Source organism: Aminobacter aminovorans, assembly GCF_900445235.1.
GTDB classification, from domain to species: Bacteria; Pseudomonadota; Alphaproteobacteria; order Rhizobiales; family Rhizobiaceae; genus Aminobacter; species Aminobacter aminovorans.
This window is the reverse complement of the sequence record NZ_UFSM01000001.1, coordinates 3,557,819-3,580,925: the sequence shown is the minus strand read 5'-3', so window position 1 is coordinate 3,580,925 and position 23,107 is coordinate 3,557,819. Positions and strand designations below refer to the sequence as shown.

Here is a 23,107-nt window from a genome sequence, read left to right as displayed (position 1 = left end):
CAACGCGTTATTTCGCTTGAATCGTTCGAGGGAAGCGATTGGTTGGGTCGTAGGCTCTGGGCGCTTTGGTTGCTGCCGCAGCGCTTAGGTTTCGCCAGAGCGTGTCTTAAACAAGATTGCCTTGAAGCGAGCCCGGACCGCTCGGCGAAACCGCTTCCAAGGCGATTGATATGGACCCTCCGCCAACGGCATGGGTGGCCAGGGCGGTTCGCGAAAACTGAAATCGCCAGGCAATGCAGCATGCAGGGCGGCCAGCACCGGTTCGGAGTGGCGCGCGTCTATATGCACGTTGTCATCGGAAAATTCCGGGATGATCGAGCCGTCAGGCAAGCTGTAGCCTTCGCGGAAGTCGACGAACGGAACGCCCATCGCTGCCATGCGGGCGTTCATCCGGTCACGGATCGCCTTCACATCGACGCGGCACTCATCGTCGCTGCCGTACCATTGTGGCTCCAGAAACGCGGCATTGAATGGCACGATGCATGACAGGGCGACGATCGCCGGGCATGTTGCCAGAAAGTGCCGTAGCGCTTCTTCGAAGCGATCGAGCAGGAGGTCGGTTTCTTCCGAAGTCGGACGGCCGTTGGCGCGGGCAAGGCGAGGAATGTGCGTCCTGCTGTCGATCTCTCCGAAGGAGAGGATGAGCACGTCACCTGACTTGGGGCGACAGTTCCTGGGAATCAAGGAAGCGATGCCATCCCGGGCGGCTCTGTGCATGGTAACTGGGCCACGCCAGTACATCTTCGCGTTGGCCACGCCTGCAAAACTGAACAGCGAATGGCTGTCGCCCAGCGTCATCAAGGTCATGCGTCTGCAACGTGTTCGAGATGAGAAAGACGATACGTGGCATGGGGTCGGGGCTTGCCTGCCTCCTTTGACAGCGCCATGGCAATCGCTCCGGTCAGTTCGAGCATATCAGGCAGAGACCTGGTCCTCTACGTCCTGGTGGATGCGGTAGCCCAGCAGTTTTGTCGACGCCTTGGCCGGGCGGCCTGCCATATATGCAAGGACGGTCAGGAGCGACTGGTCCTGGCGATGATTGCTGCGGTCGGAGCCCTTGGGGGCGATGCAGTCTTCGATCAGGGACAGATTTGCCCATCGCTCAAGCAGGTCGACGGCTGTGGGGTTGCGGGCGTCGAAGGCGATGCATGCCCCATTCAGGTTCGCCGCGTCCGCCCTCCAACCAGCCGGCAGGCCGAGATAGCGGAGCATGCCAGGATGCGTCCATGCGCCAAGCGTTCCGGAGGAGCTGGCGCTGTAGTAGCCGAAACGCGCGGTCTCCCGGCGTAGCTGGAGCAGCGGCTCGGCAATTATGTTGCCGGCGTCCATCCAGCAGACGATGCCGGGCCTTTCCCGGGCAACGGTGCTGATGATCTGCGGTTTCCACGCATATTGGCCGGCCGATTTACGGATGTCGACGAAGGCGGGGTAGCTGGCGAAATCGAACTGCCTGAGCTCGCAACCGAGGCTCGTGACGGACAATGCCTGGTCTGGCGTCAGGCCGAGGTCGTAGACGATGGCTGACACCGTGGGTTCATGCCGGCGCGCGCTGGCCAGAAGATTGAGCAATGAGCAGGCATGGCTGCTGTCACTGGCGGTAACCAATATCATGCTGGAAGCAGATCTACCCAATATTTCGATAAGCTTATTTAGCATTCTCGAAAACGGCCTTTCCAAACGTCAGTAAAGCCGGAGCGGCCTGCTTGATTCCCGGTGGCTTACATAGATTGAGCTTCCACATTGCGCCAGTCTGTCCAATCGGAGCAAGGCATGGGTTCGGCGACAATTGTCAGGAGAGGGCTGCCGCTTGCCCGGCGTGCGGTCCAGGGCGGATTTCATGCCATCTTCGCCTCTGGTATCTCTCGGCCTTTCGTTCCTCTTGCATGCCGAGTCGCCGATGCCTGTTTACGAGATTGCAGCACTGGGTGCCGCGACATGCTGGGCCGTTACCGGGCTGATCTCGGCTGGGCCAGCCGGCCATCTCGGCGCGCCGGCGTTCAATCGGCTGCGCCAGCTCTTCGTCACCGGGTTGCTGGCTGTCTATGTGCTGGCGACCGGCACATGGCGCGAGCTTGACGCCAGCGTTGCCGGACCGCTGCTTTTGTCGGGCCTGATCGGCATCTTTGCCGGCGACACGCTGCTGTTTGCGGCGCTGAACCGGCTCGGCCCGCGCCGCTCCGGCATCCTGTTTGCGCTCAATGCGCCGATTGCCGCAGTGCTTGGCTGGATGGTGCTGGGCGAGGATCTTTCCGCCAAGGCCGCCGCCGGCATCGGGCTGACCTGCGCCGGCGTGCTGCTGGCGATTCTGTTCGGCAAGCGCCGCGACCAACTGCATGCCTGGGAGACGGTGAAGGGGCCACTGTGGATCGGCGTGGCGCTTGGCCTCGGGGCCGCGACCGGCCAGGCGATCGGCTCGATCATTGCGCGACCGGTGATGGCGACTGGCATCGACCCGTTCCTGGCATCGATGATGCGCGTCGGCATTGCCGCCTTCTGCCTGACCGTTCTGTTGCAACTGCCGATCCCCGCTGTGAAGCCGAAGGGGCCGCTGACCTGGAGGGTAGCGGTACTCACGGCGCTGACCGGTGTCATCGCGCTCGCCATCGGCATGACGCTGCTGCTGTTTGCGCTGTCGGGCGGCAAGGTCGGCATCGTCTCGACGCTGTCGGCGACGTCGCCCGTGATCATACTGCCGATGCTGTGGGCCAAGACAGGCGAGCGTCCGGCCGGCGGCGCCTGGGCAGGCGCAGCACTGGTGGTCGCCGGCATGGCGCTGCTGTTCATGAAGTGAAGCAGGCAGGCGGTGCGAACGCCTGGTGTTCAGCAGGATTTGTCAATTCGGATCATGCCATCCTCATACGGCAGGGAGCACGCGATGATGCACCGGGCCGACGTGATGGATCGTCTTCAGGCTGACACCGCAATGCCCGGGGCGGTGGCAGCGGCTTTCGCTGCCTTTCCTGCGCCGGTGCGCGGGCGTCTGCTTGAGGTTCGCTCGCTGATCCTGTCGACGGCGGCAGAGACTTCGGGCGTCGGGCCACTGACGGAAACACTGAAATGGGGCGAGCCGGCCTATCTGACCGAAGCCAGTGGCAGCGGCACCACCATCCGGCTCGGCTGGCCGAGACCGGGCGGCCAGACATGCGCGGTGTATTTCAACTGCCGCACCACGCTGGTCGACAGTTTTCGCACGCATTTCCGCGATGTCTTTGCCTATCAGGGCAACAGGGCGATCCTGCTCGAAGTCGCCGCCCCCCTGCCTGAGGCTCCGCTGAAGATCTGCCTGGCGACGGCGCTGACCTATCATCGGCGGCAGAACTGACGCTTTCGGGTCAGTGCAGTTTCGTCACCAGCCGCACCAGCCAATTGGTCAGCCCCTTGTAGGGCGGGCGGATCAGATCGCTGGCCGAGGGCTCATATTTGCGCAATACCGGCATCGCCTTGGAGAAGGTGAGAAACCCCTCGCGGCCGTGATAGTGGCCCATTCCCGAGGCACCGACGCCACCGAAGGGCAGGTCCGCGCAGGCGAACTGGTAAAGCGTGTCGTTGACGCAGACGCCGCCGGCGACGATGCTCTGCAGCATCGCCTCAATCTCGGCCTTGTCGTCGCCGAAGCAATAGAGCGCCAGCGGGCGGTCGCGTTCCCCGACATAGGCGATGGCCTCGTCGAGCGAGATGTAGCCGACGACGGGCAGGATCGGCCCAAAGATCTCGTCGCGCATGACGGCGCTGTCGGAGGCAGGGTCCAGCACCGCTGTCGGTGCCAGCAGTCGCTCCCGGCCGGCGGGTAGTGAGGCCGGGTCGAGCAGCGGAACCCGCTCATGGCCACGCGCCGCTGCGTCTTCCAGCAGGCCGTTCAAGCGGGCGAATTGGGCTTCATTTACGATGGATGTGTAGTCGTCAAAACCTTGCTTGTCGTTGTAGCGGGCGCTGACCTCCTGCTTGATGAGGCGGACAAGCTCGTCGCGCTTTTCCCGCGACACCAGCACATAGTCGGGCGCGATGCAGGTCTGGCCGGCATTGAAGAATTTTCCGGTGGCAATGCGCCGGGCGGCGCGTTCGAGATTGGCACTCGGGGAAACGATCGCCGGCGACTTGCCGCCGAGTTCGAGCGTCACTGGCGTCAGGTTGCGGGCGGCAGCGGCCATTACCTTGCGGCCAACCGCGGTCGAGCCGGTGAAGAACAGATGGTCGAAGGGCAGCTCGGAAAATGCCGCCGACAGCTCGGCGCCGCCTTGCGCTACGGCCACTCGCGATGGCGGAAAAACCTCTGACAGCAGCGATTGCAGAAAGGCTGCCGTGCGCGGCGTGTGCTCGGAGGGCTTGAGGAAGACGTGGTTGCCGGCAGCGATGGCTGCGACAAGTGGCGCCAGCGCCAGGTTCACCGGGTAGTTCCACGGCGCGATGATGCCGACGACGCCAAGCGGTATGTGGCGGATCTCGGCGCTGGCGGGCAAAAGCTTCCAGCCGGCCGAGCGGCGCTCGGGTTTCATCCAGGATTTCAGCTTGCGCAGCGTGTGTTTGATCTCCGACAACACGACGCTGCCTTCGCCGAGCAGGCTTTCATGACGGGATCGATGGCCGAAATCGGCGCTGATCGCCTCGACCATCTCGTCCAGACGTTTGCCGAAGGCGCGCTGCAGGCGCTTGAGGTCGTCGACGCGCTGGTCAGCGGACGGTCGCGTCTCGAGCCACGCTGCGCGCAGCGTGTCGAAGGTCGCCTTGAGGTCGGGCTGGCTGTCGTCAGGCTTGAGCATCGTTTTCCGTCGAGCGGGCAAAGAGATACTGCGCGGCATAATAGGTGCCGAGCACCCAGATTGCATTGTAGGGAATGTTCCAGCGGAAGCGGCCATAAGCAAGCACCGTGTCGCTGACCATGAAGAACAGGCCGCCGAGCGCTGCAAGACGTGCCGCCCGCTGCCCTGGCGTGCCTGCCAGCTGGCGGTCGCGCGACAGCGCTTGCGCTGCCATGGCGGCAAGCACCAGTGCGTAGATCGCAACCGGAACGCGCATGGGGCTGGGCAGGTGCGACCACAGGCCGGCGAAGACCGCTGCAGCCAGTATCGCGAAGAGCGCGAAGATGGCGAGGTTGCCGCCGAAGCTGGAATCGCGGGTCAGCGCCCAGATATAGGCGCAGTGGGTGAGCAGGAAACAGACGAGGCCGGCAAGGAAATAGTCGCCCGGCAGCATCAGGAAGAAATCACCCGCTGCGGCGAAGCCCAGGCCTATGGCAATCGGCAGCCCATAGGCACGCGAGCCCATGCCGCGCAGTACCGCGACGAGCAGAAGAAGCGTCGCCGTCGGCTTGGTGAGGTAATGCAACCAGCGCCAGGGCGAGCTGTTGTCGGGCGCGATGAGGCTGCCCAGGATGGCCAGCACCGCGCAGATGGTGAACAGCCAATAGAGCGCCTTGTTCCTTGATGTCGAATGCATTGTGCCCACGCCGCGCGCTCCCCTCGTGCTGCCAGTGTCAGGATAAGCCAATGTTTTCGACGGTTTGTCCAGTTACCGGAACGTAAGGTGCGGGAAGGTGCGGTTGCCTCTGGCCGTATGGACGAATTGGCTCGAAGGCGGAGCCAGGAGCGGCGAATCCTGCGGAATTGCCGAGGCGCAGGCGCGGTGTCGTCGCGCAAAGGAGACACATCAGGCGTATTGCAGGCTGTAAGGCGAATTGCAGTTTACGTTTCGTTCACCATCGCCTACACCGCGACCTCCCTGAAGTCCCGCCGGTGATTTGCGCCCCAGATGCAGAACAAATCCATCCGTTTCCGCGCCCGTTCGTTCGTTGCCTTTGCGCTTGTGCCCGAGGCGCCGCTGGAGCAATGGCTGCAGGATCTTGATCGCTGGATCGAGAATTCTCCCGGCTTTTTCAAGGGCCGGCCGGTGGTGCTCGACCTCAATGTGCTGAAGCCGCAGGCCGGCGAAATCGGCGCGCTGGTGGCATTGATCGCCGAGCGCGGCATCAGGACTTATGCGATCGAGGCCGATTACGTCGATTCGCTCGGCGACGAGTTGCCGCCCAAACTGGCCGGTGCCAGGAAGACGATGATCGAGGAAGAACAGGCGGACGCCGAGGCGCTGGCAAAGGCCGAGCAGCCGGCGGAACCCTCGCTGTCGAAGACGCTGATCGTCGAGCAGCCGGTGCGCTCCGGCCAGTCGATCGTGCATCCGCATGGCGACGTGATCGTCATGGGCTCGGCCAGTTTCGGCTCTGAAATCCTCGCCGGCGGCTCGATCCACGTCTACGGCACGCTGCGCGGCCGCGCCTTTGCCGGCGCATGGGGCGACCGCAGTGCGCGCATCTTCTGCCGCAGGAACGAGGCCGAGCTTCTGGCGGTCGACGGTTGGTACCGCACCGCCGAGGATATGGAACCGTCGATGCGCGGCAAGGCGATCCAGGTTCACCTGGACGACAACGCCATCCAGGTCGCGCCCCTCAATTGACAAACGGAGACAACAACATGGGCAAGGTAGTGGTCGTCACATCTGGCAAGGGCGGCGTCGGCAAGACGACCTCGACGGCCGCCCTCGGCGCCGTGCTCGCCCAGTCCGGCAAGAAGGTGGTGCTGATCGATTTCGACGTTGGCCTGCGCAATCTCGACCTGGTGATGGGCGCCGAGCGCCGCGTCGTCTTTGACCTCGTCAACGTCACCCAGGGCCAGGCCAAGCTGGCGCAGGCCCTGATCCGCGACAAGCGCGTCGAATCGTTGTTCCTGCTGCCGGCTTCGCAGACCCGCGACAAGGACGCGCTGACCGAAGAGGGCGTCGCCGGCGTCATCAATACGCTGCGCGAAAAGTTCGACTACGTGCTGTGTGACAGCCCGGCCGGCATCGAGCGCGGCGCCCAGCTGGCGATGCGCTTTGCCGACGAAGCGGTCATCGTCACCAATCCGGAAGTAAGCTCGGTGCGCGATTCCGACCGCATCATCGGCTTGCTCGATTCCAAGACGCTGAAGGCCGAGCAGGGCGAGAGCGTCACCAAGCATGTGCTGGTGACCCGCTACGACGCCGGTCGCGCGGCACGCGGCGAGATGCTCAGCATCGACGACGTGCTGGAAATCCTGTCGGTGCCGTTGCTCGGCATCATCCCGGAGAGCCAGGGCGTGCTGCGCGCCTCCAATGTCGGCTCGCCGGTCACGCTGAACGAGCCGACAAATGCGGCCGCCCGCGCCTATGCAGACGCCGCCAAGCGGCTGCAGGGCGAGGAGGTGCCGATGGTCACGCCGGTCGAGAAGAAAGGTCTCCTTAACCGTCTTCTGGGAAGGAGGGTCGCATGAAGCTTCTCGACTTCTTCAAGCGTGGCGGCAGTGCGCCGGTGGCGCGCGAGCGCCTTCAGGTGCTGCTCGCCTATGAGCGCAACAACCGCAACCAGCCTGACCTCGTCGCCGTGCTGCGCGAGGAGATCATTGCGGTGATCGCCAAGCACGTCCAGGTCAACCAGGACGACGTCAAGATCACCATGGATCGCGGCGCCACCACCTCGACGCTGGAAATCGACATCCATATTCCCAACGCCGGCATAAAGGCCGCCGCGGCGATCTGAACGAAATATGCACGGCGCCGCCAGGCGCCGTGTCTGCGCAGTGAAAGCGGGTGCGGATGGCTAGGCTGGCGGGAGCTCGAACAGCAGGGCGCCATGCTGCCGGCCACGTTCGACATAGCCGATGATGCGGAACCAGCGTGTGACCTCCGGGCGATCGAGCCAACCGCGCGAGCGGATCGGGACGTTGCCGGCGAGCTGCTGGATCCGACGGATGTGGCGCTTGCAGAAGCGCACGGTGGGGGCGGCGAAGAATTCGTCCTGGGCGGCAAACAGCGTTTCGGCTGCGTCCGAATTCTCATGCCAGGCAATGATCGCCACCGGGCGATCGCCTTCGACGAGCGCATGGGCTCGTCCTTCCTTCAGGTTCATCATCAGATTGTCATAGGCGCTTTTGGCGTCCTTGCCTGCGGCGGCATACTCGTCGGACATTCGCTTCGACAGGTCGTGGAAGACCACTTCGAGGTCCCCGACGGTAGCTGTTCTTGCGCGCATATCTCCTCCTTCGCACCCCAGGAGACAGTTTGCCCCAGGGGCTAGCGATGTCCAGTGAAGAAATTTTTACCCGGCCCGGTCTTTGAGGAATGATTTTCCAGAAGTACAGCGCGCCTTTCTTACAGGAGATTTTTACGCAGTCGGCTGGTTTGTTGTGTCGACGCAATCGACAAGCGAACGCAGCCGACAAAACAGCGCTCGCTTCTTGGTGATGCCTGCGGCCAGAGTAGCGTTGCTTAACGATGAACCGTGCGTTCTGGATCGCGGCATGCGTTGCGGACGCGAGCCGCCTTTCTCGCGCCGATGGTTCACGCCGGCAGGTGGTTGTCGATCCAGGCTGACATGTCGGCAATGACGCCTTCTTTGCCGTAGTCGTTGAGCAGATCGTGATAGTGCCCCTCATAGAGCTTTAGCGTCTTGTCCTCGGAGCCGACGGTCTCGAAGAAGAATTCGCTGCCGTGGCAGACGGTGGCCTTGTCTTCTGTGCCGTGCATGATCAGCACCGGCAGCGTGATCTGTGGGAATTCCTCGCGCAGCCGCTCGTCGGCGCGGACAAGCGCGGCGACCGTCAGCGCCGGCTGGACCTCGTGGGCGATCAGCGGATCGTTGTTGAGCGCGGCCACCGCCTCCGGGTCGCGGGAGAAATCCTCGTTCTTGAGCTTCAGTACCGGCAGGCGCGGCGCGATGTGGCTGAGCCCCTTGATGGCGGCCAGGGCAAAGCCCGGAGCCGGCACCTGGAAGGCAAAGCTCTCGCAGATGAAGCCCGCAAGCTCGGACTGGTTTTCCAGCGTGTAGACGGACGAAACGACGCCGCCGGCGCTGTGACCGAGAAGGAAGACCGGCAGACCGGAGTTGTGCGACTTGGCGATTTTCACGGCACCGGTGAGGTCGCTCACATAGTCGGCCACGTCCTCGACGAAGAAGCGCTCGCCCTCCGATTTGCCACGCCCGCGCAAATCGAGCGCGAAGACAGCGAAACCTTGCGCTGTGAACTGTTCCGCCGCCCAGCCATATTGGCCGCCATGGGAGTTGACGCCGTGGCAGATGACGATCACCGCGCGCGCCTTGCCTTCGGGCTGCCGGGATCTGAGGAAGATCTTCAGTCCTCCCTTGCCCTCGAATGTTTCTTCAGTCGAACCCGTTCCCCATGCCTGTGTCATAGCCATCCCCCTGAAAGCCTCACCGCGAGGCGGCGGGAAGTGTGACCGTGTCGGGCTCGGCACGCAAGCAGCGGCATCGCAGGCCACATCGCCGATCATGCGTATTCCTTTCCTGCATAGGTCGTTCCGCTGTGTCCAAGACGCGGCATTCCATCGCCATTAGAGGTGGGCGATGGCGGTCGTTCGGCCAGCCATGCTGCCGGCATGTGTCGGTCGGCGCGAGGAGGTTGGCGAATGGCTGGTACAAGGTACATGACGCAGGCGCGTTCGATCTGCATGGTGGTGCAGGCCGCGGCGATGTCGCTGACATTGATGGCCTGCACGACGGCCACCGAGTCGAGCTTCGAAGGTCCCGATTTTTCCGATGACACGCGCAACCTCGAAAAGCAGATGATGGCGGAGGCCGCCGCCCTGGGCACCGCGCAAGGCGTGGCGGGTGCGGCAGCCTCGATGATACCGATGGGTGCCGGCAGTCTCGTCACCACTGCGGCGGGCAGGGCCGCCCGCGACGCGATGATCATCCGCCACGACAAGCTGATGCGCGCACAGATCGAACGCGACAATGCCGAATTCTACAAGCGCTACGGCATCACAGATGCGGACGCCGGGCCGGCGCTGGCAGACCAGAGCGTGCGCGGCGGCTCGAAGCGCTGCGCGAGGCGAGGCGGGGTAAGGCGGTGTTGAAAGGGGCGGCTACCGATCTGGTAATGCTCGCCCTCTCACCCGCCGTATTCCGGGTTTGAGAATGGCTCTTCTGCGCTGTCAGCTATGCCTTGCTTTCAAACCAGGCTGCCAAGCAACTGAGCGACGCCGGTTGCCAAACCTACCAACAGCAGCACGAGCAGGACATTCACCGATCGCTTGATGGTGTAATACAGTGGCCGATTGGTCGACTTCAGTCCCTTGATGCGCGCCAGCAAGGGCGAAAGCCAAGCAAAGGTCCTGTTGGCCAAGCCACGATGGTCTTCCGGCGTGTTGGGCACGACCGAGGCGCGCGTTATGCCCTGGTAGAGGAAGTTGAACAGTGCCCCGATCGGATTGAGCGGGCGCTTGACGTCGCACATGAGGATGAGGCGGTCGCTATCGGTGTCGTTGCGGACGTAGTGCAAATAGGTCTCGTCGAACATCAGCACCTCGCCATCGCGCCAGCTCTGGTTTTGGCCATCGACGTTGATGAAGCAGGCGTCGGAGTTGGGTGTGGCAAGGCCGAGGTGATAGCGCAGGGACACAGCGAGCGGGTCGGCATGCCGACTAAGCTGCGCGCGCGCCGGCAAGAAGGCGAACATGGCTCCATGCACCGCTGGAACCTGTCGCAACAGTTCTACCGTCCTTGGGCAGAGCCGCATCGCGGAGTGGTGTGTGTAGCCGTACCAATAGATGTAGAACCTGCTCCAGCCATATTTGAAGAACGTCCGAAAGCCGACATCGTAGGAGCCAGCCGTGCCCGGACGTTTGGTGGCGTCGAATTAGCCCTGGCGCACAAGCTCCAGCCCTTCGTCGCGGATAGCCTGCCAGTTCTGGCGCAACAGGTGAGTTTCCGGGAACTCGGCTGGGTCGAGTACGGCCTTTGACCCGCGTCGCAGCGTGGTCATGAACAGCACGCAATTGAAGGGCGTGAAGATCGGCCAGCCTTTGCGAATGTACTCGGTCAGATTTTTGTAACGAGCTTCACCCCTGAAGCGGTAGACGTACAAGATACTTGCGGCACAAAACGCCAAAATGATCGCGGAAACTTGCATAAGTTCTCCTTCGCAAACCTTCCGCGCGACGGAGTAGACATGGCAGATTGCCGCAGCATTGCGCGGCTGCTCCTTGCTTGGCGGCGCCGATCGGCTTTGGCAGAGACCTCGAATGAGGCTTGGGCTGGCTATGGCAAGTGGTGCTCGGTCGAAGCCGGCATCCTCCCGATCGTTCCGGCCAGTCTGAAATCTGACGATCTTGCGACACGGCCAGTGTTCGATCCGCATCAAATGTGGTCGAATGCGGCTGTTACCATCGGGAAGGCTCATAGGTGGAAGACAGGGACACGCGCCGGCTCGAGATGGTCGTGCTGATGACGCCCGAGATGGCGAATTTTAGTGGCAAGGTGCATGGCGGCGCCTTGCTCAATCTCCTCGACCGTGTCGCGTTTTCATGTGCGTCTCGCTATTCCAACAAATATGCCGTCACGCTGTCGGTCGACCAGGTGGTGTTCCGGGAACCGATCGATGTCGGCGAACTTGTCACCTTCCGGGCTTCGGTCAATTTTGCCGGCCGCACCTCGATGGAAATCGGTATCCACGTCGAGGCCGAAAACATCCGCTCCGGCCAGCGGCGCCATACCAACTCCTGCTATTTCACCATGGTGGCAGTGGATGAGGATGGCCGCCCGACTGAGATTCCGCCTTTCGTGCCGTCGACCGACATCGACAGGCGTCGCCATCACGCAGCCGAACTACGCCGCGAGCTGAGGCGGGAGTTCGAGGGGCGCTTTAAGGCTGCGGCGAACGCCATCCAAGAGTAGCAGGCCTTTGCGCTGGGTGGTGCACCCCGTCGCCTCTGTCTCTTGGCCGTGGCGATGGCGTGAACAAGAGCCGCGCTCAAACTTTCGAGCCTGAGCTCTACGTGACGGCACCCACTCGCAAGAGCGGCCCGCTTGGAGTTACCAAGTCGGGCCGTCTGCATTGCGCGGTGGGCGTTGGGGTGGGGCAGCCGACGCAATACTCACACCTAGGATTTAAGGCACCGCGTCGGCGCACTACCCCACCTTCCCAAACTCAAATCCTACGCTTGTAGGGGGTACAGAGACAATTAGCTCATTGGGTGGGTTGATATAGTCTGTTCGTCTTATGGAGCGGCTGGGGGCCGATCTCGTTCGTGAATGGGCGCAGCCGATGGGCTTGGGCACTGCCCCCGTGGTCATTGCGGCCTGAGCTTCGAGACGGGTGACCATACCAGCTCTTGCTACTTCTCAGATGGTGGCAGCGGACAAGGACGGCCGACCGACGCGGATTCCGCCTTTCGTGCCGTCGACCGGCAACGACCGGCGCCGCCATCGCGCAGCCGAACTGCGCCGCGAACTGAGGCGGGAGTTTGAGGGGGTGCTTTTGGGCCGTAGCGACGCGGGCGAAGATTAGCGGCGCCAGCGCTGTGTGGAGCAGCCACCGACCAACATCCCTTGCTCTTGGGCGACCTATCAAACATAGGCTGTCGTCGGCTGGATTGCGCAAAGCAGTGCGGCGAAGTCGCGACAGAGGATGATCCGATGCTTGAAAGAATAAATCCCGATGCCCGCTGGAGCGACGCCGTCGTCGTCGGCAACCTGATATTCGTCGCCGGCCACACCGCCGAGAAGACGCGTGGCCAATCGGTGCGCGAACAGACGGAAGAGGTCCTTCAGTTGCTGGACGAGACGCTGGTGCAGGCCGGAGTGACAAAGAGGAACCTCGCCATGGTGCAGATCTATCTGGCTGACATGTCGAACTTCGACCAGATGAACGAGGCCTGGGACAGCTGGGTCGTTCCCGGCGAGGCGCCGGCGAGGGCGACGGTCGAATCCAGGCTCGCTTATCCTGATCTCGACGTGGAAATCACTGCGGTAGCCGCTCGGTAGAGGGGCGGGAACGCGGGGGGCGAGCGCGGCCTCTCCGCTTCGTCATCCCAGAGGCTTGACCCTAGGATGACGAGAAGGCGGGCGTTCTGAACCGTTTGAGCACTGCCGCAATGCTATGGATGGCCTGAATCTCAGGGTCTCCGCGACGTCGCTTTGCTGCTTCGCCCTGGAATGACGAAGAGCGGCTATGTTTGCGTCGTTACAAACTGGCGGCGAACGTTTCCGAGATTGGCCTCCGCCTGCTTGCGGGTGGGCGAACTAGTATTGCCAGCCCTGATAGCTGGCTCGGTATTGCTACCAAGGAATGAGCTCGTCTTAGCGGAGTGCACGATCCACATGCGCCTCTCAACAGAATAGGCCGCACTGAGGCGGCCTATTTGCGATCTCAATGAATGGCGGCGTGGGCCAAACTCAGCTGCAGCCGCTCGTTGCGCCGCAGGTGTCGCACTTCTCGCAGGTGCCGTTGCGGACCATGGTGAAGTTCTGGCACTCCGAGCAGGAGTTGCCGGTGTAGCCCTGCAGCATCGACTTGGCGCGGCGGTCGGCGGCGACTTTCTTGGCGTCGGCGGCTTCCTGGGCGGCGGCGTCGGTGAACAGCGACGAGGTGGTGACCGTTTCCTCCATGGTCTCCTCGATCGCGATTTCCTCGACCAGTTCCTTGGCGCGCTCCTCGTAGTCACGCTTGTAGGCGGTCGATTCTTCCATCGAGATGGCGGCCTTGGGGGCCAGCGACAGCACGTTGGAGCCGGAGAAGGCGGTTACCGGCGCAGCGCGTGCCGGGATGGTGGTCCCGGAGGGAGCCGCTGCCATGCCCTTCGGATCGTTGCCGGCAACGCCGGAGACGACCTTGAGTGGGGAGGCGCCGCGGGTCAGGCCCCTGGAGAAGGGCAGGGCCTTGCCTTCGGTGATGCCCTTGCCGAGTGCCGTCTTGTCGAAGTCCGACTGGTCGACATGGGCGAGGTCGTGGCGGCCGAGATAGCTGACGGCGAGCTCGCGGAAGACGTAGTCGAGGATCGAGGTGGCGTTCTTGATGGCATCGTTGCCGATGACCATGCCGGCCGGCTCGAACTTGGTGAAGGTGAAGGCCTCGACATATTCGTCGAGCGGCACGCCGTACTGCAGGCCGAGCGAGATCGAGATGGCGAAGTTGTTCATCATCGCGCGGAAGGCAGCACCTTCCTTGTGCATGTCGATGAAGATCTCGCCCAGGCGGCCGTCGTCGAACTCGCCGGTACGGAGATAGACCTTGTGGCCGCCGACGACGGCCTTCTGGGTGTAGCCCTTGCGGCGGTTCGGCAGCTTTTCGCGCTCACGGTAAAGCCGCTCGATGACGCGCTCGACGATCTTTTCGGTGACCTGCACCGCCTTGGCGGCGGCGGGGGCTGCGATCAGCGCCTCGACGACCTCGTCTTCATCCTCGTCCCCGTCGGCGATCAGCGAAGCATTCAGCGGCTGCGACAGTTTGGAGCCGTCGCGGTAGAGCGCGTTGGCCTTGAGCGCCAGCTTCCACGACAGCATGTAGGCGCTCTTGCAGTCCTCGACCGTCGCCTCGTTGGGCATGTTGATGGTCTTGGAGATGGCACCCGAGATGAAGGGCTGGGCCGCCGCCATCATGCGGATATGGCTGTCGACCGAGAGGTAGCGCTTGCCGATCTTGCCGCACGGATTGGCGCAGTCGAACACGGCAAGGTGCTCGTCCTTGAGGAACGGCGCGCCTTCGAGGGTCATGGCGCCGCAGACATGGATGTTGGCGGCTTCGATGTCTTTCCTGGAGAAGCCGATTGCCGGCAGGATTTCGAACGAGAAGTCGTTCAGCTGCGCGTCGGTGAAGCCGAAGGTCTCCTTCACCCAGTCGGCACCCAGCGTCCACTGGTTGAACACGAACTTGATGTCGAAGGCGCTCTTGAGCGCTGCATTCAGCGCTTCGATCTTCTCGTCGGTGAAGCCCTTGGCCTTCAAAGAGCCCGGGTTGATGCCGGGGGCCTGGTTGAGATTGCCATGGCCGACGGCATAGGCCTCGATCTCGGCGATCTGGGCCTCGGTGTAGCCGAGCGTGCGCAGTGCCTCAGGCACGGCGCGGTTGATGATCTTGAAGTAGCCGCCGCCGGCGAGCTTCTTGAACTTGACCAGTGCGAAGTCGGGCTCGATGCCGGTCGTGTCGCAGTCCATGACGAGGCCGATCGTGCCGGTCGGCGCGATCACGGTTGCCTGGGCGTTGCGGTAGCCGTGCTTTTCGCCGAGCGCGATGGCCTGGTCCCAGGCGGCGCGGGCGTGGCTGACCAGCTCCTGCTGCTTGAGGTCGGAGGCGACCAGCGGCACCGGGTTGACCGACAGCTGTTCGTAGCCGGTCGCCTCGCCATAGGCAGCACGGCGGTGGTTGCGCATGACGCGCAGCATGTTTGCGGCGTTGCGGTCGTAGTCGGGGAAGGCGCCGAGTTCGGAGGCCATCTCGGCCGAGGTGGCGTATGCAACGCCGGTCATGATCGCGGTCAGCGCACCGCCGATGGCGCGGCCCTCGTCGGAGTCATAAGGAATGCCGGAGGTCATCAGCAGGCCGCCGATATTGGCGTAGCCGAGGCCAAGCGTGCGGTACTCGTAGGACAGCTTGGCGATTTCCTTGGACGGGAACTGCGCCATCATGACCGAGATTTCGAGCACGACGGTCCACAGGCGCACCGTGTGCTCGTAGGCCGCGATGTCGATGGTGCCGTCACGGTTGCGGTAGGGCAAGAGGTTGATCGAGGCGAGGTTGCAGGCCGTGTCGTCGAGGAACATATATTCCGAGCACGGGTTCGACGCACGGATGGCACCCGCCGAGGCGCAGGTGTGCCAATCGTTCATCGTGGTGTTGAAGTGCAGGCCCGGATCGGCCGAAGCCCAGGCGGCGTAGCCGATCTTTTCCCAGAGGTCGCGCGCCTTCAGCGTCTTCAGCACCTTGCCGTCCTTGCGGGCGGTCAGGTGCCAGTCGCCATCCTGCTCGACGGCGCGCAGGAAGTCGTCCTTGAGCGAGACCGAGTTGTTGGAGTTCTGGCCGGAGACGGTGAGGTAGGCTTCCGAATCCCAATCGGTGTCGTAGGTCTTGAACTCGATCGAAGTGTAGCCCTGCTTGGCGAACTGGATGACGCGGTAGATGTAGTTCTCCGGCACCGAATTCTTCTTGGCGGCCTTGATCTCGCGCTTCAGCGCGGTGTTGATCGCCGGATCGAAACAATCGTCATCCTGGCCTTCGCAGTTGACGCAGGCAGCCATGATCTTGGCGAGGTGCTGCTTGACGATCTTGGAGCCGGTGACGAGAGCCGCGACTTTCTGCTCTTCCTTCACCTTCCAGTCGATATAGGCCTCGATGTCGGGGTGGTCGGCGTCGACGACGACCATCTTTGCGGCGCGGCGGGTGGTGCCGCCCGACTTGATGGCGCCGGCGGCGCGGTCGCCGATCTTGAGGAAGCTCATCAGGCCGGACGAACGGCCGCCGCCGGACAGCTTTTCACCTTCGCCGCGCAGGTGCGAGAAGTTCGAGCCGGTGCCAGAGCCATATTTGAACAGGCGCGCCTCGCGCACCCACAGATCCATGATGCCGCCCTCGTTGACGAGGTCGTCGGCGACCGACTGGATGAAGCAGGCGTGCGGCTGCGGGTGCTCATAAGCCGACTTGGACTTGGTCAGCTTGCCGGTGAAGGGGTCGACATAGAAGTGGCCCTGGCCGGGGCCGTCGATGCCATAGGCCCAGTGCAGGCCGGTGTTGAACCACTGTGGCGAGTTCGGCGCGACGCGCTGGGTGGCGAGCATGTAGGACAGCTCGTCCTTGAAGGCGCGGGCGTCGCCCTCTGACTTGAAATAGCCGCCCTTCCAGCCCCAGTAGGTCCAGGTGCCGGCGAGGCGGTCGAAAACCTGACGGGCGTCGGTCTCGGAGCCGTAGCGTTCGTTCTCGGGCAGCTTTTCCAATTCGGCTTCGTCGGGAACCGAGCGCCACAGGAAGGAGGGGACGTCGTTCTCCTCGACCTTCTTCAGGCGGGCAGGCACGCCGGCCTTGCGGAAATACTTCTGCGCCAGGATGTCGGCCGCGACCTGGCTGAACTGCGCCGGGACGTCGATGTTGTCGAGCCGGAAGACCACCGAGCCATCCGGATTCTTGATCTCGGAGAGCGCCTTGCGGAATTCGATCTCCGCATAGGCCGATTGTCCATCCTTGGTGAAACGCCGCTCGATGCGCATCGGTCGATTTCCTTTTGTCTATATATAGCGTCTTTCGCGGGAAATTTCCCGTTGCCGATGCGAAAGACACAAGCCCTTTTGATCCGGTTGCCTGGGCAGCCGGTTGCCATTTTCCGGGTTAGCCGCCGCTTGACTGGAGAATCCCCTTGCGGGGACTGCTTCCTCAAGCCTGCGGCCCGCACCGGACCCGTCGAACTGAAACTTTGATTGCGACTCCCTCATGGAGGGATAACTCACACTATCTAGCGTTCAGGCTGCCTGCAAACACTAAATATAGTGTTAACAGAAGATTTCCGCCAGTCCCCAATTTTTACCCGCAACCTCTTGGACACCTCGGAACCGCGCGCCAGAATGCCCCGCCTGAGCGGGTGCAAATGCGAGCGGGAACTCACTAAATCTGGAGAAAAGGACCGGCCTCAGAACTTTCCGGTCACGTGCTCAACAAGCGCGCTTGAGTCATAAAAAGCGACTCGGCCTTTAACGTCAAGAAGTCGTTTATGCAGATTTTGTGACCCCAACATCTTGTGTGTCACTTGTGTGGATAACGGGGAGAACCGGCCGCGTGAACGAAGCCGGCGAAAGAGCGGTCGGGATGGGCCGCAAGCCCGGGCGGGCCCGGGCGGGCGCTTGCTCAGGCGGCGAATTTTCCGTGCGCGGCGCCGAAGGACGCGATCAGCCGGCAAAGATCGGGTTCGTTGACCATGCGTGCCGCCTCGCCTGGAGAGACCCACTTGCGCGTGCGCTGCCGTCGCTCTTTCCACTTCTCGGCGACCTTGCGCACCTCGAGCGGATACACGAGCACCTCGCAGGCGACCTGCTCGCCGCTGGACAGTTCCTTGAGATAGAAGTAGCGGCCGGCTTCGTGGGTGTCGACCGAACCGCTGAGGCCGGCTTCCTCGCTCGCTTCGCGCGCCGCGGTCTCGCACAGCCGTTCGGCTGGTTCCGGCCAGCCCTTGGGCAGGACCCAGCGGCCGGTGTCGCGGCTGGTGATGAGCATGATCTCGATGCCGGTGGAGATACGGTGCCAGGGCAGGGCGGCGACCTGGAGCCTGCAGGCCGGAGCACCGAAAAGCCGGCGAATGCGCTCGACCAGATGGTTGTGATAGACAGGCTTCATCAGCATCGGCAGCCCCTACTCGACCTGTAGAATCATGCGCCGCGTCACAAATTGTAGGGTTAATACTCCGTAACAAAAGTAAATAGATTGATAACGAAAACGCCTGGCGCGCACCGACCCGAAAACCGAATTCGATTCTCGCAAAAGCATGATGCGGAACCAGGGTTGCCAGAGCGTCCGTTGCGCGTCCAAACAGGACGCGCGGCGCTCGGACGGCAGGGCTTCGAAAACTGCTTTGACGGTGCCGGACGGAAGGTCAGCCCATGTGGTCTTCGGCGATCGGCTTCTGGTAAGTGAAGCCGAGATCCCATGGGAAATAAATCCAGGTATCCTGCGACACTTCGGTGACGAATGTGTCGACCAGCGGCCGGCCTTTTGGCTTGGCGTAGACGGTGGCGAAATGCGCCTTGGGCATCATCGCACGAACGATCGCCGCTGTCTTGCCGGTGTCGGTCAAGTCGTCGACGATCAGCACGTTTTCACCTTCGCCTTCGAGCAGCGACGGCGTGATCTCCTTCAGCACCTGCAACTGACCCTGTGAGGTGTAGTCGTGATAAGAGGCGATGCAGATCGTCTCGATCAGCCGGATGCCGAGTTCGCGCGAGATGATCGCCGCCGGCACCAGGCCGCCACGGGTGATGCAGACGATCGCCTTCCACTGCGGATTGACGCCGGCGAGGCGCCAGGCGAGCGCACGCGCGTCGCGATGGAACTGGTCCCAGGATACGGGAAAGGCTTTTTCGGGAAGGGACATTTGACGCGCACTCCGGCTCGGCGCGCCAGATGGCGCGGAAATAGGGGAATGCAGGCGGAATTAGCCGGAAAGCCCCGTCCTTGGCAAGGGCGGGGCGGCAGGAGATGTACGGTAATCTTACCGCGACAGCAGGATCGCTGTGTCGCCGGCTTGCAGGATGTTGCGGGTGATGCCGCCAAACAGGAACTCGCGGATCCAGGAATGACTATAGGCGCCCATTACAAGGAGGTCTGCGCCGGTTTCGACAACCTTGTTGTGGATGACCGCGTCGACGGTGTGGCCGCGCGACTGCTCGACGCTGACCGAGACCTTGGCGCCATGGCGGGCAAAGGCCGAGGCGATTTCGGCGCCGGCCGCATCCATGCTCTGGGCGGCGGTTTCGACCGGGTCGATGACCAGGATTTCGGTGGCATCGGCCTCGATGACGAAGGGCAAGGCATCGAAGGCGGCGCGCGTGGCTTCGCGGCTGCCGTTCCAGGCAACCAGGATGCGGCGGAACGTCGAGATCAGCGGCGCCGAATGCGGCACGACCAACACCGGCCGGCCGGCCTCGTAGATCAGCGAGTCGATGTCGGCGGCAACCGAATCCCTTGCCTCGGGTGACGCCTGGGCGACGATGACGATATCGGCACAACGCGCGCTTTCGACCCCTGACAGCGCGCTATCGCCGGAAAAGCTCTCGAAGCTGCGCCATTCGAACGACACGCCAGACGTTTCGATGCGCGACAGGAACGCCTGCTGCACCTTTTCGGCGCGCTCCTTGCAGAGGTCGGCATTGGCCTGGATGAACTCGGTGTCGGGAAAACCGACAGCCGTCGTGTAGGGCATAGCCAGCGCCTCGGCGTGGACGCCGATCAGGTGGCTTTCGTGCCGCTCGGCAAACGGGATCGCCACGTCGAGAACGCGGCTGACGTCGCGTTCGCTCTGGATGATGGCAACGATTGTCTTGAACGGCATGAAACCCTCCTTCGTGCGCAGGAATCTGCTCAGCAAAGAAACACTATCATGCCGGTACTTGTTCCAATGTGACCTGTATCAAGTCTTTGGGACCAAGTCTGGGGAGACCAAGTCTGGGGAGATCAGGCTTTCGCGGCGGCCGCTGTTGCTATGTCGGCAAGCATCGCCTCGATGGCGATGCGGGCGGCGTCCATGGCTTGCTCGGAGCGCGCGCGCACGACGAGTTCGGTCCAGAAGGTGCCGTCGAGATATTTCGGATAGGAGCCGATGATGGTGTCGGGATGCGCCTTCTGGATCTCGCCGAGCGGGCCGCCGATCGTGCCTTCGCCATAGGGGCATTGCACGGTTGTCGACAACAGCTTGGTGCCGGTCCTGAGCGTCGGCATGACATTGTCGAGCATCGCCTGGAAGATCGACGGCACGCCGGCCATGACATGGACGTTGCCGATGCGGAAGCCGGGCGCCACCGAGACCGGGTTCTCGATCAGGTCGGCGCCACGCGGGGTGCGCGCCATGCGCTTGCGCGCCTCGGAGAATTCGAGGCCGCGCGAGGCGTAGTTGGCTTCCAGCATGGCATAGGCGCGTGGCTCGTATTCGCATGGCACGCCGAATGCCTTGGAGATCGAGTCGGCGGTGATGTCGTCATGCGTCGGGCCGATGCCGCCTGTGGTGAAGACGTAGTCGTAGCGGGCACGCACCGCATTGACCGCCGCGACGATCTCATCCTCGTCGTCAGGAACGACGCGCACTTCCCGGAGGTCGATGCCCGCGGCGGTCATCATGTCGGCGAGGTGGCCGATATTCTTGTCCTTGGTGCGGCCGGACAGGATCTCGTCGCCGATGACGACCATTGCTGCGGTGACGATGTCGGCCATTTCAAATGCTCCGTTCAAGGCAACAGTGAGATACAGCCGCCAGCACAAGCGGGCAATGGTCGCTGTTTGGTGAACGATGCGTCACGTATTGGGGCGCTTTCATTGAACGCCTATTGCATTACATCTCTCACCAGCCGCCGACCCAAGACGGCGCAACGAGATTTCCCGTTTGGAGAGATGAAATGGCTAAGATTCTTGTTCTCTACTATTCGAGCTGGGGCCACATGGAGCAGATGGCCAAGGCCGCTGCCGAAGGCGCCCGTGCCGCCGGCGCCGACGTGACGATCAAGCGCGTTCCCGAGCTGGTGCCCGAGGCTGTCGCCAAGGCTGCCTACTACAAGCTCGACCAGGAAGCGCCGATCGCCGACCCGCTCGAACTGGCCGACTATGACGGCATCATCATCGGTACCGCCACCCGCTACGGCACCATGGCGTCGCAGATGAAGAACTTCCTCGACCAGACCGGCCCGCTCTGGGCCAAGGGCGCACTGCTCGACAAGGTCGGCTCGGTGATGGTCTCGACCGCGACCCAGCATGGCGGCGCCGAACTGGCGCTCATCAACGCCCAGATCCACCTGCAGCACCACGGCATGGTCATCGTGCCGCTGTCCTATGCCTATCAGGGCCAGATGGGCAACGACGTCGTCCGCGGCGGCGCGCCTTACGGCATGACCACCACGTCGGACGGCGACGGTTCGCGCCAGCCTTCGGCACAGGAGCTCGAAGGCGCGCACTTCCAGGGCAAGCGCGTGGCCGAGATCGCCATCCGCCTGCATGGCAAGGGTTCGAACGCCGTCAAGGAAGTCGCATAATGGGAAGTTGCACAACGGCGACGTTGCGTGACAGGGAAGCTGCATAACAGCTTCGGATCGTTATGATTGTTGTAAACGGGTGGCCGAAAGGCCGCCCGTTTTGCGTTGGGCGTGTTTGAGCCTTGCGCCCCGGACGGCTAAGCTGGCGGCATCGCTTTGCAGGAGGTTCGATGGCGACGACGATTCTCGGCTGGGTGGCCAGCATCGCCTTTCTCGCTGTTGTTCTTGTCGGCGGCTATTTCGTGCTGGCGACGCGCAGGATTTCGGTGCAGGCCGAACGCGCCGTGCCAGCCAGCGGCAGCTTCATGCAGCTTGGCCGTCACAACATCCATTATGTCGACCAGGGGCAGGGCCGCCCGATCCTGTTCATCCACGGCCTCGGCGCGCAATTGCACCATTTCCGCCACCCGCTGTTTCCCGAACTGGCCGATTTCAGGTGTGTCGCGCTCGACCGGCCGGGCTCGGGCTATTCCGGACGACCAGCCGGCTTTGCCGGTGGCCTCGTCGAGCAGGCGGAGTTGATCGCAGGCTTCATTGCCAAGCTTGGGCTCGAGCGGCCGCTTGTCGTCGGTCATTCGCTCGGCGGTGCCGTGGCGTTGGCCTTGGCTGAAAACCATCCGGAGGCGGTTTCGGGGCTGGCGCTGCTCTCGCCGCTGACACATATGGAGGACGAGCTGCGGCCCGAATTCCGTTCGCTCTACATCAAGTCGTCGCTGAAGCGCCGGCTGATAGCCGAGACAGTGGCCATACCGACGAGCCTGAAATACGCGCCGCAGACTTTGGCCTTCCTGTTTTCGCCGCAGGCGGCACCGAAGGACTATGGCACGGCGGGTGGCGGCTTTGCCGGGCTGCGGCCGAGCCATTTCTACGCCTCCTCGGCTGACATGGTGGCGATCGAGCGGGACCTCGGTGCGATCGAGGCGCGTTATGGCGAACTGGATCTGCCCGTCGCCGTCATATTCGGCACCGCCGATCGGGTGCTCGACTACCGGCTGCACGGCGAACCGCTGGCCGGCAGGATCAAGGGCCTGGAACTCGACCTCGTCCAGGGCCTCGGCCACATGCCGCAATTCGTCGAGCCGCAACGGGTGGCGGCGATGATCCGGCGCGTTGCCGCCAAGGCATTCGCGACGGAACGGACCGAAAATCAGTAGCCGCAGGAATTGCTCATCCACTTGCGGTGGGCCCAGCCCTCAAAACCGTCACTGCCGACGAAGTACCAGCTGCCGCGCTTGTCGGTGATCTCGACCTTGTCGCCGTTGAACAACTGGTGGACCATGGGCGCCGAGGCGCTTGGGCCGACGCGCACGGCCAAGAAGCCGGTGCCGCGGGCCAGATCATAGCTGCGCGACAGGCCATGCACGGTGCCTTCGCAATATTGCGCCTGCGCTGGCGTTGCAGCGCCGATCGATAGCGTTGCTGCAACGGTGGCAAGCACTGCCGCCGAGAGCACCGCCTTGGCTGGAAATGCTGGTTTGCCTGCAAATACTGACATGAGCGACATGGTTCGGCCTCCGCTGAGCTGTCCGGCGTCTGGCCGGCTGCTCATGAGTGTCGCCGACTTGGCAAAAGGTTCAGGCAGTTCCTTGCATG

24 protein-coding genes and 1 pseudogene are annotated in these 23,107 nt (G+C 63.0%); 11 read left to right on the top strand and 14 right to left on the bottom strand.

All coding sequences use genetic code 11. The features are described 5' to 3' along the window. Positions 1–84: 84 nt before the first annotated feature. Positions 85–807, bottom strand: a complete 723-nt coding sequence (locus DY201_RS17640) for an SGNH/GDSL hydrolase family protein (RefSeq protein ID WP_115732314.1) — start codon at positions 805–807, stop codon at positions 85–87. 108 nt (positions 808–915) lie between these two features. Then, positions 916–1,569 (bottom strand): hypothetical protein, encoded by a 654-nt coding sequence (locus DY201_RS17635; RefSeq protein ID WP_245432136.1) that lies wholly within the window; start codon positions 1,567–1,569, stop codon positions 916–918. Between DY201_RS17635 and DY201_RS29530 the strand changes: the two genes are divergently transcribed. From DY201_RS29530 to DY201_RS17625, 3 genes are all read left to right on the top strand, one after another. Further along, positions 1,517–1,687 carry a hypothetical protein gene (locus tag DY201_RS29530; RefSeq protein WP_245432157.1) on the top strand — a complete coding sequence of 57 codons (171 nt, stop codon included), beginning with the start codon at positions 1,517–1,519 and terminating at the stop codon, positions 1,685–1,687. The genes DY201_RS17635 and DY201_RS29530 overlap by 53 nt on opposite strands. Before the next feature lie 210 nt (positions 1,688–1,897). Next, complete coding sequence (locus tag DY201_RS17630; RefSeq protein WP_115733848.1) at positions 1,898–2,791, top strand: DMT family transporter; 894 nt, start codon at positions 1,898–1,900, stop codon at positions 2,789–2,791. Positions 2,792–2,875: 84 nt separating this feature from the next. Continuing rightward, a complete protein-coding gene (locus DY201_RS17625; RefSeq protein WP_245432027.1) occupies positions 2,876–3,322 on the top strand; it encodes a DUF1801 domain-containing protein in 447 nt (148 codons plus the stop codon). A gap of 10 nt (positions 3,323–3,332) precedes the next feature. Here the strand turns inward: DY201_RS17625 and DY201_RS17620 are convergent, their stop codons facing one another. Together DY201_RS17620 and DY201_RS17615 are read right to left on the bottom strand one after the other, a co-directional pair. Next, positions 3,333–4,757 carry a coniferyl aldehyde dehydrogenase gene (locus DY201_RS17620; protein WP_115732312.1) on the bottom strand — a complete coding sequence of 475 codons (1,425 nt, stop codon included), beginning with the start codon at positions 4,755–4,757 and terminating at the stop codon, positions 3,333–3,335. Then, on the bottom strand, positions 4,744–5,433 hold the full coding sequence (locus tag DY201_RS17615) for a lysoplasmalogenase (RefSeq protein WP_115732311.1): 690 nt from the start codon (positions 5,431–5,433) through the stop codon (positions 4,744–4,746). Before DY201_RS17615 ends, DY201_RS17620 begins: the two co-directional genes overlap by 14 nt. A 312-nt stretch (positions 5,434–5,745) precedes the next feature. On the opposite strand from DY201_RS17615, the gene minC reads away from it, so the two are divergent. Genes minC through minE form a run of 3 tightly spaced genes read left to right on the top strand, consistent with a single transcriptional unit; the run spans position 5,746 to position 7,543 of the window. Then, the gene (gene minC, locus DY201_RS17610; RefSeq protein ID WP_115732310.1) at positions 5,746–6,444 is read left to right on the top strand and encodes a septum site-determining protein MinC; all 699 of its coding nucleotides are present in this window, start codon (positions 5,746–5,748) and stop codon (positions 6,442–6,444) included. Positions 6,445–6,461: 17 nt separating this feature from the next. Continuing rightward, on the top strand, positions 6,462–7,277 hold the full coding sequence (minD, locus tag DY201_RS17605; protein ID WP_115732309.1) for a septum site-determining protein MinD: 816 nt from the start codon (positions 6,462–6,464) through the stop codon (positions 7,275–7,277). After that, on the top strand, positions 7,274–7,543 hold the full coding sequence (gene minE / locus DY201_RS17600) for a cell division topological specificity factor MinE (protein WP_067961364.1): 270 nt from the start codon (positions 7,274–7,276) through the stop codon (positions 7,541–7,543). The genes minD and minE overlap by 4 nt, the downstream gene beginning before the upstream one ends. 60 nt (positions 7,544–7,603) lie before the next feature. Here minE and DY201_RS17595 read toward each other — a convergent pair whose 3' ends face one another. Both DY201_RS17595 and DY201_RS17590 read right to left on the bottom strand, forming a co-directional pair. Continuing rightward, positions 7,604–8,035, bottom strand: a complete 432-nt coding sequence (locus DY201_RS17595; protein ID WP_115732308.1) for a hypothetical protein — start codon at positions 8,033–8,035, stop codon at positions 7,604–7,606. A 308-nt stretch (positions 8,036–8,343) separates the two neighbouring features. Further along, on the bottom strand, positions 8,344–9,195 hold the full coding sequence (locus DY201_RS17590; protein ID WP_165915949.1) for an alpha/beta hydrolase: 852 nt from the start codon (positions 9,193–9,195) through the stop codon (positions 8,344–8,346). A gap of 234 nt (positions 9,196–9,429) precedes the next feature. Between DY201_RS17590 and DY201_RS17585 the strand changes: the two genes are divergently transcribed. Then, positions 9,430–9,879: a hypothetical protein gene (locus DY201_RS17585; RefSeq protein ID WP_131922359.1), complete on the top strand. Its 450-nt coding sequence runs from the start codon at positions 9,430–9,432 to the stop codon at positions 9,877–9,879. A 95-nt stretch (positions 9,880–9,974) separates the two neighbouring features. On the opposite strand, the pseudogene DY201_RS29285 reads toward DY201_RS17585, so the two are convergent. Together DY201_RS29285 and DY201_RS29280 are read right to left on the bottom strand one after the other, a co-directional pair. Beyond that, positions 9,975–10,595: pseudogene (locus tag DY201_RS29285) on the bottom strand (aspartyl/asparaginyl beta-hydroxylase domain-containing protein); the annotation flags it as partial. 66 nt (positions 10,596–10,661) lie between these two features. Beyond that, on the bottom strand, positions 10,662–10,934 hold the full coding sequence (locus DY201_RS29280; RefSeq protein ID WP_207904338.1) for an aspartyl/asparaginyl beta-hydroxylase domain-containing protein: 273 nt from the start codon (positions 10,932–10,934) through the stop codon (positions 10,662–10,664). 272 nt (positions 10,935–11,206) lie between these two features. Here DY201_RS29280 and DY201_RS17575 point away from each other — a divergent pair, with 272 nt between their 5' ends. Next, a complete protein-coding gene (locus DY201_RS17575) occupies positions 11,207–11,698 on the top strand; it encodes an acyl-CoA thioesterase (protein WP_245432026.1) in 492 nt (163 codons plus the stop codon). A 741-nt stretch (positions 11,699–12,439) separates the two neighbouring features. After that, a complete protein-coding gene (locus DY201_RS17570; protein ID WP_115732305.1) occupies positions 12,440–12,787 on the top strand; it encodes a RidA family protein in 348 nt (115 codons plus the stop codon). 411 nt (positions 12,788–13,198) lie between these two features. Here DY201_RS17570 and DY201_RS17565 read toward each other — a convergent pair whose 3' ends face one another. From DY201_RS17565 to DY201_RS17545, 5 genes are all read right to left on the bottom strand, one after another. After that, a complete protein-coding gene (locus DY201_RS17565) occupies positions 13,199–16,999 on the bottom strand; it encodes a vitamin B12-dependent ribonucleotide reductase (RefSeq protein WP_115732304.1) in 3,801 nt (1,266 codons plus the stop codon). Positions 17,000–17,630: 631 nt separating this feature from the next. Beyond that, on the bottom strand, positions 17,631–18,122 hold the full coding sequence (locus tag DY201_RS17560; RefSeq protein ID WP_115732303.1) for an NUDIX hydrolase: 492 nt from the start codon (positions 18,120–18,122) through the stop codon (positions 17,631–17,633). 250 nt (positions 18,123–18,372) lie between these two features. Continuing rightward, a complete protein-coding gene (gene gpt, locus DY201_RS17555; protein WP_055970685.1) occupies positions 18,373–18,870 on the bottom strand; it encodes a xanthine phosphoribosyltransferase in 498 nt (165 codons plus the stop codon). A 117-nt stretch (positions 18,871–18,987) separates the two neighbouring features. After that, a complete protein-coding gene (locus DY201_RS17550; protein ID WP_115733845.1) occupies positions 18,988–19,827 on the bottom strand; it encodes a universal stress protein in 840 nt (279 codons plus the stop codon). Positions 19,828–19,949: 122 nt separating this feature from the next. Beyond that, entirely contained in the window at positions 19,950–20,702 is a 753-nt protein-coding gene (locus tag DY201_RS17545; protein WP_115732302.1) for a competence/damage-inducible protein A, read from the bottom strand. 182 nt (positions 20,703–20,884) lie between these two features. Between DY201_RS17545 and wrbA the strand changes: the two genes are divergently transcribed. Both wrbA and DY201_RS17535 read left to right on the top strand, forming a co-directional pair. Then, positions 20,885–21,514 carry an NAD(P)H:quinone oxidoreductase type IV gene (wrbA, locus tag DY201_RS17540; protein WP_067961485.1) on the top strand — a complete coding sequence of 210 codons (630 nt, stop codon included), beginning with the start codon at positions 20,885–20,887 and terminating at the stop codon, positions 21,512–21,514. 170 nt (positions 21,515–21,684) lie between these two features. Continuing rightward, complete coding sequence (locus DY201_RS17535) at positions 21,685–22,668, top strand: alpha/beta fold hydrolase (RefSeq protein WP_115732301.1); 984 nt, start codon at positions 21,685–21,687, stop codon at positions 22,666–22,668. Here DY201_RS17535 and DY201_RS17530 read toward each other — a convergent pair. Then, the gene (locus DY201_RS17530) at positions 22,662–23,018 is read right to left on the bottom strand and encodes an SH3 domain-containing protein (protein WP_245432025.1); all 357 of its coding nucleotides are present in this window, start codon (positions 23,016–23,018) and stop codon (positions 22,662–22,664) included. The two genes, DY201_RS17535 and DY201_RS17530, sit on opposite strands and share 7 nt — an antisense overlap. Positions 23,019–23,107: the final 89 nt, after the last annotated feature.

Coding starts and splice junctions, on each gene's coding strand:
- DY201_RS17560 (WP_115732303.1), bottom strand. CDS start 18,122: ATGCTGATGAAGCCTGTCTATCACAACCATCTGGTCGAGCGCATTCGC.
- DY201_RS17530 (WP_245432025.1), bottom strand. CDS start 23,018: ATGTCGCTCATGTCAGTATTTGCAGGCAAACCAGCATTTCCAGCCAAG.
- DY201_RS17565 (WP_115732304.1), bottom strand. CDS start 16,999: ATGCGCATCGAGCGGCGTTTCACCAAGGATGGACAATCGGCCTATGCG.
- wrbA (WP_067961485.1), top strand. CDS start 20,885: ATGGCTAAGATTCTTGTTCTCTACTATTCGAGCTGGGGCCACATGGAG.
- DY201_RS29280 (WP_207904338.1), bottom strand. CDS start 10,934: ATGCAAGTTTCCGCGATCATTTTGGCGTTTTGTGCCGCAAGTATCTTG.
- DY201_RS17590 (WP_165915949.1), bottom strand. CDS start 9,195: ATGACACAGGCATGGGGAACGGGTTCGACTGAAGAAACATTCGAGGGC.
- DY201_RS17585 (WP_131922359.1), top strand. CDS start 9,430: ATGGCTGGTACAAGGTACATGACGCAGGCGCGTTCGATCTGCATGGTG.
- minD (WP_115732309.1), top strand. CDS start 6,462: ATGGGCAAGGTAGTGGTCGTCACATCTGGCAAGGGCGGCGTCGGCAAG.
- DY201_RS17615 (WP_115732311.1), bottom strand. CDS start 5,433: ATGCATTCGACATCAAGGAACAAGGCGCTCTATTGGCTGTTCACCATC.
- DY201_RS17630 (WP_115733848.1), top strand. CDS start 1,898: ATGCCTGTTTACGAGATTGCAGCACTGGGTGCCGCGACATGCTGGGCC.
- DY201_RS17550 (WP_115733845.1), bottom strand. CDS start 19,827: ATGCCGTTCAAGACAATCGTTGCCATCATCCAGAGCGAACGCGACGTC.
- DY201_RS17570 (WP_115732305.1), top strand. CDS start 12,440: ATGCTTGAAAGAATAAATCCCGATGCCCGCTGGAGCGACGCCGTCGTC.
- minC (WP_115732310.1), top strand. CDS start 5,746: ATGCAGAACAAATCCATCCGTTTCCGCGCCCGTTCGTTCGTTGCCTTT.
- DY201_RS17545 (WP_115732302.1), bottom strand. CDS start 20,702: ATGGCCGACATCGTCACCGCAGCAATGGTCGTCATCGGCGACGAGATC.
- gpt (WP_055970685.1), bottom strand. CDS start 18,870: ATGTCCCTTCCCGAAAAAGCCTTTCCCGTATCCTGGGACCAGTTCCAT.
- DY201_RS17620 (WP_115732312.1), bottom strand. CDS start 4,757: ATGCTCAAGCCTGACGACAGCCAGCCCGACCTCAAGGCGACCTTCGAC.
- DY201_RS29530 (WP_245432157.1), top strand. CDS start 1,517: ATGGCTGACACCGTGGGTTCATGCCGGCGCGCGCTGGCCAGAAGATTG.
- DY201_RS17625 (WP_245432027.1), top strand. CDS start 2,876: ATGATGCACCGGGCCGACGTGATGGATCGTCTTCAGGCTGACACCGCA.
- DY201_RS17535 (WP_115732301.1), top strand. CDS start 21,685: ATGGCGACGACGATTCTCGGCTGGGTGGCCAGCATCGCCTTTCTCGCT.
- minE (WP_067961364.1), top strand. CDS start 7,274: ATGAAGCTTCTCGACTTCTTCAAGCGTGGCGGCAGTGCGCCGGTGGCG.
- DY201_RS17595 (WP_115732308.1), bottom strand. CDS start 8,035: ATGCGCGCAAGAACAGCTACCGTCGGGGACCTCGAAGTGGTCTTCCAC.
- DY201_RS17640 (WP_115732314.1), bottom strand. CDS start 807: ATGACCTTGATGACGCTGGGCGACAGCCATTCGCTGTTCAGTTTTGCA.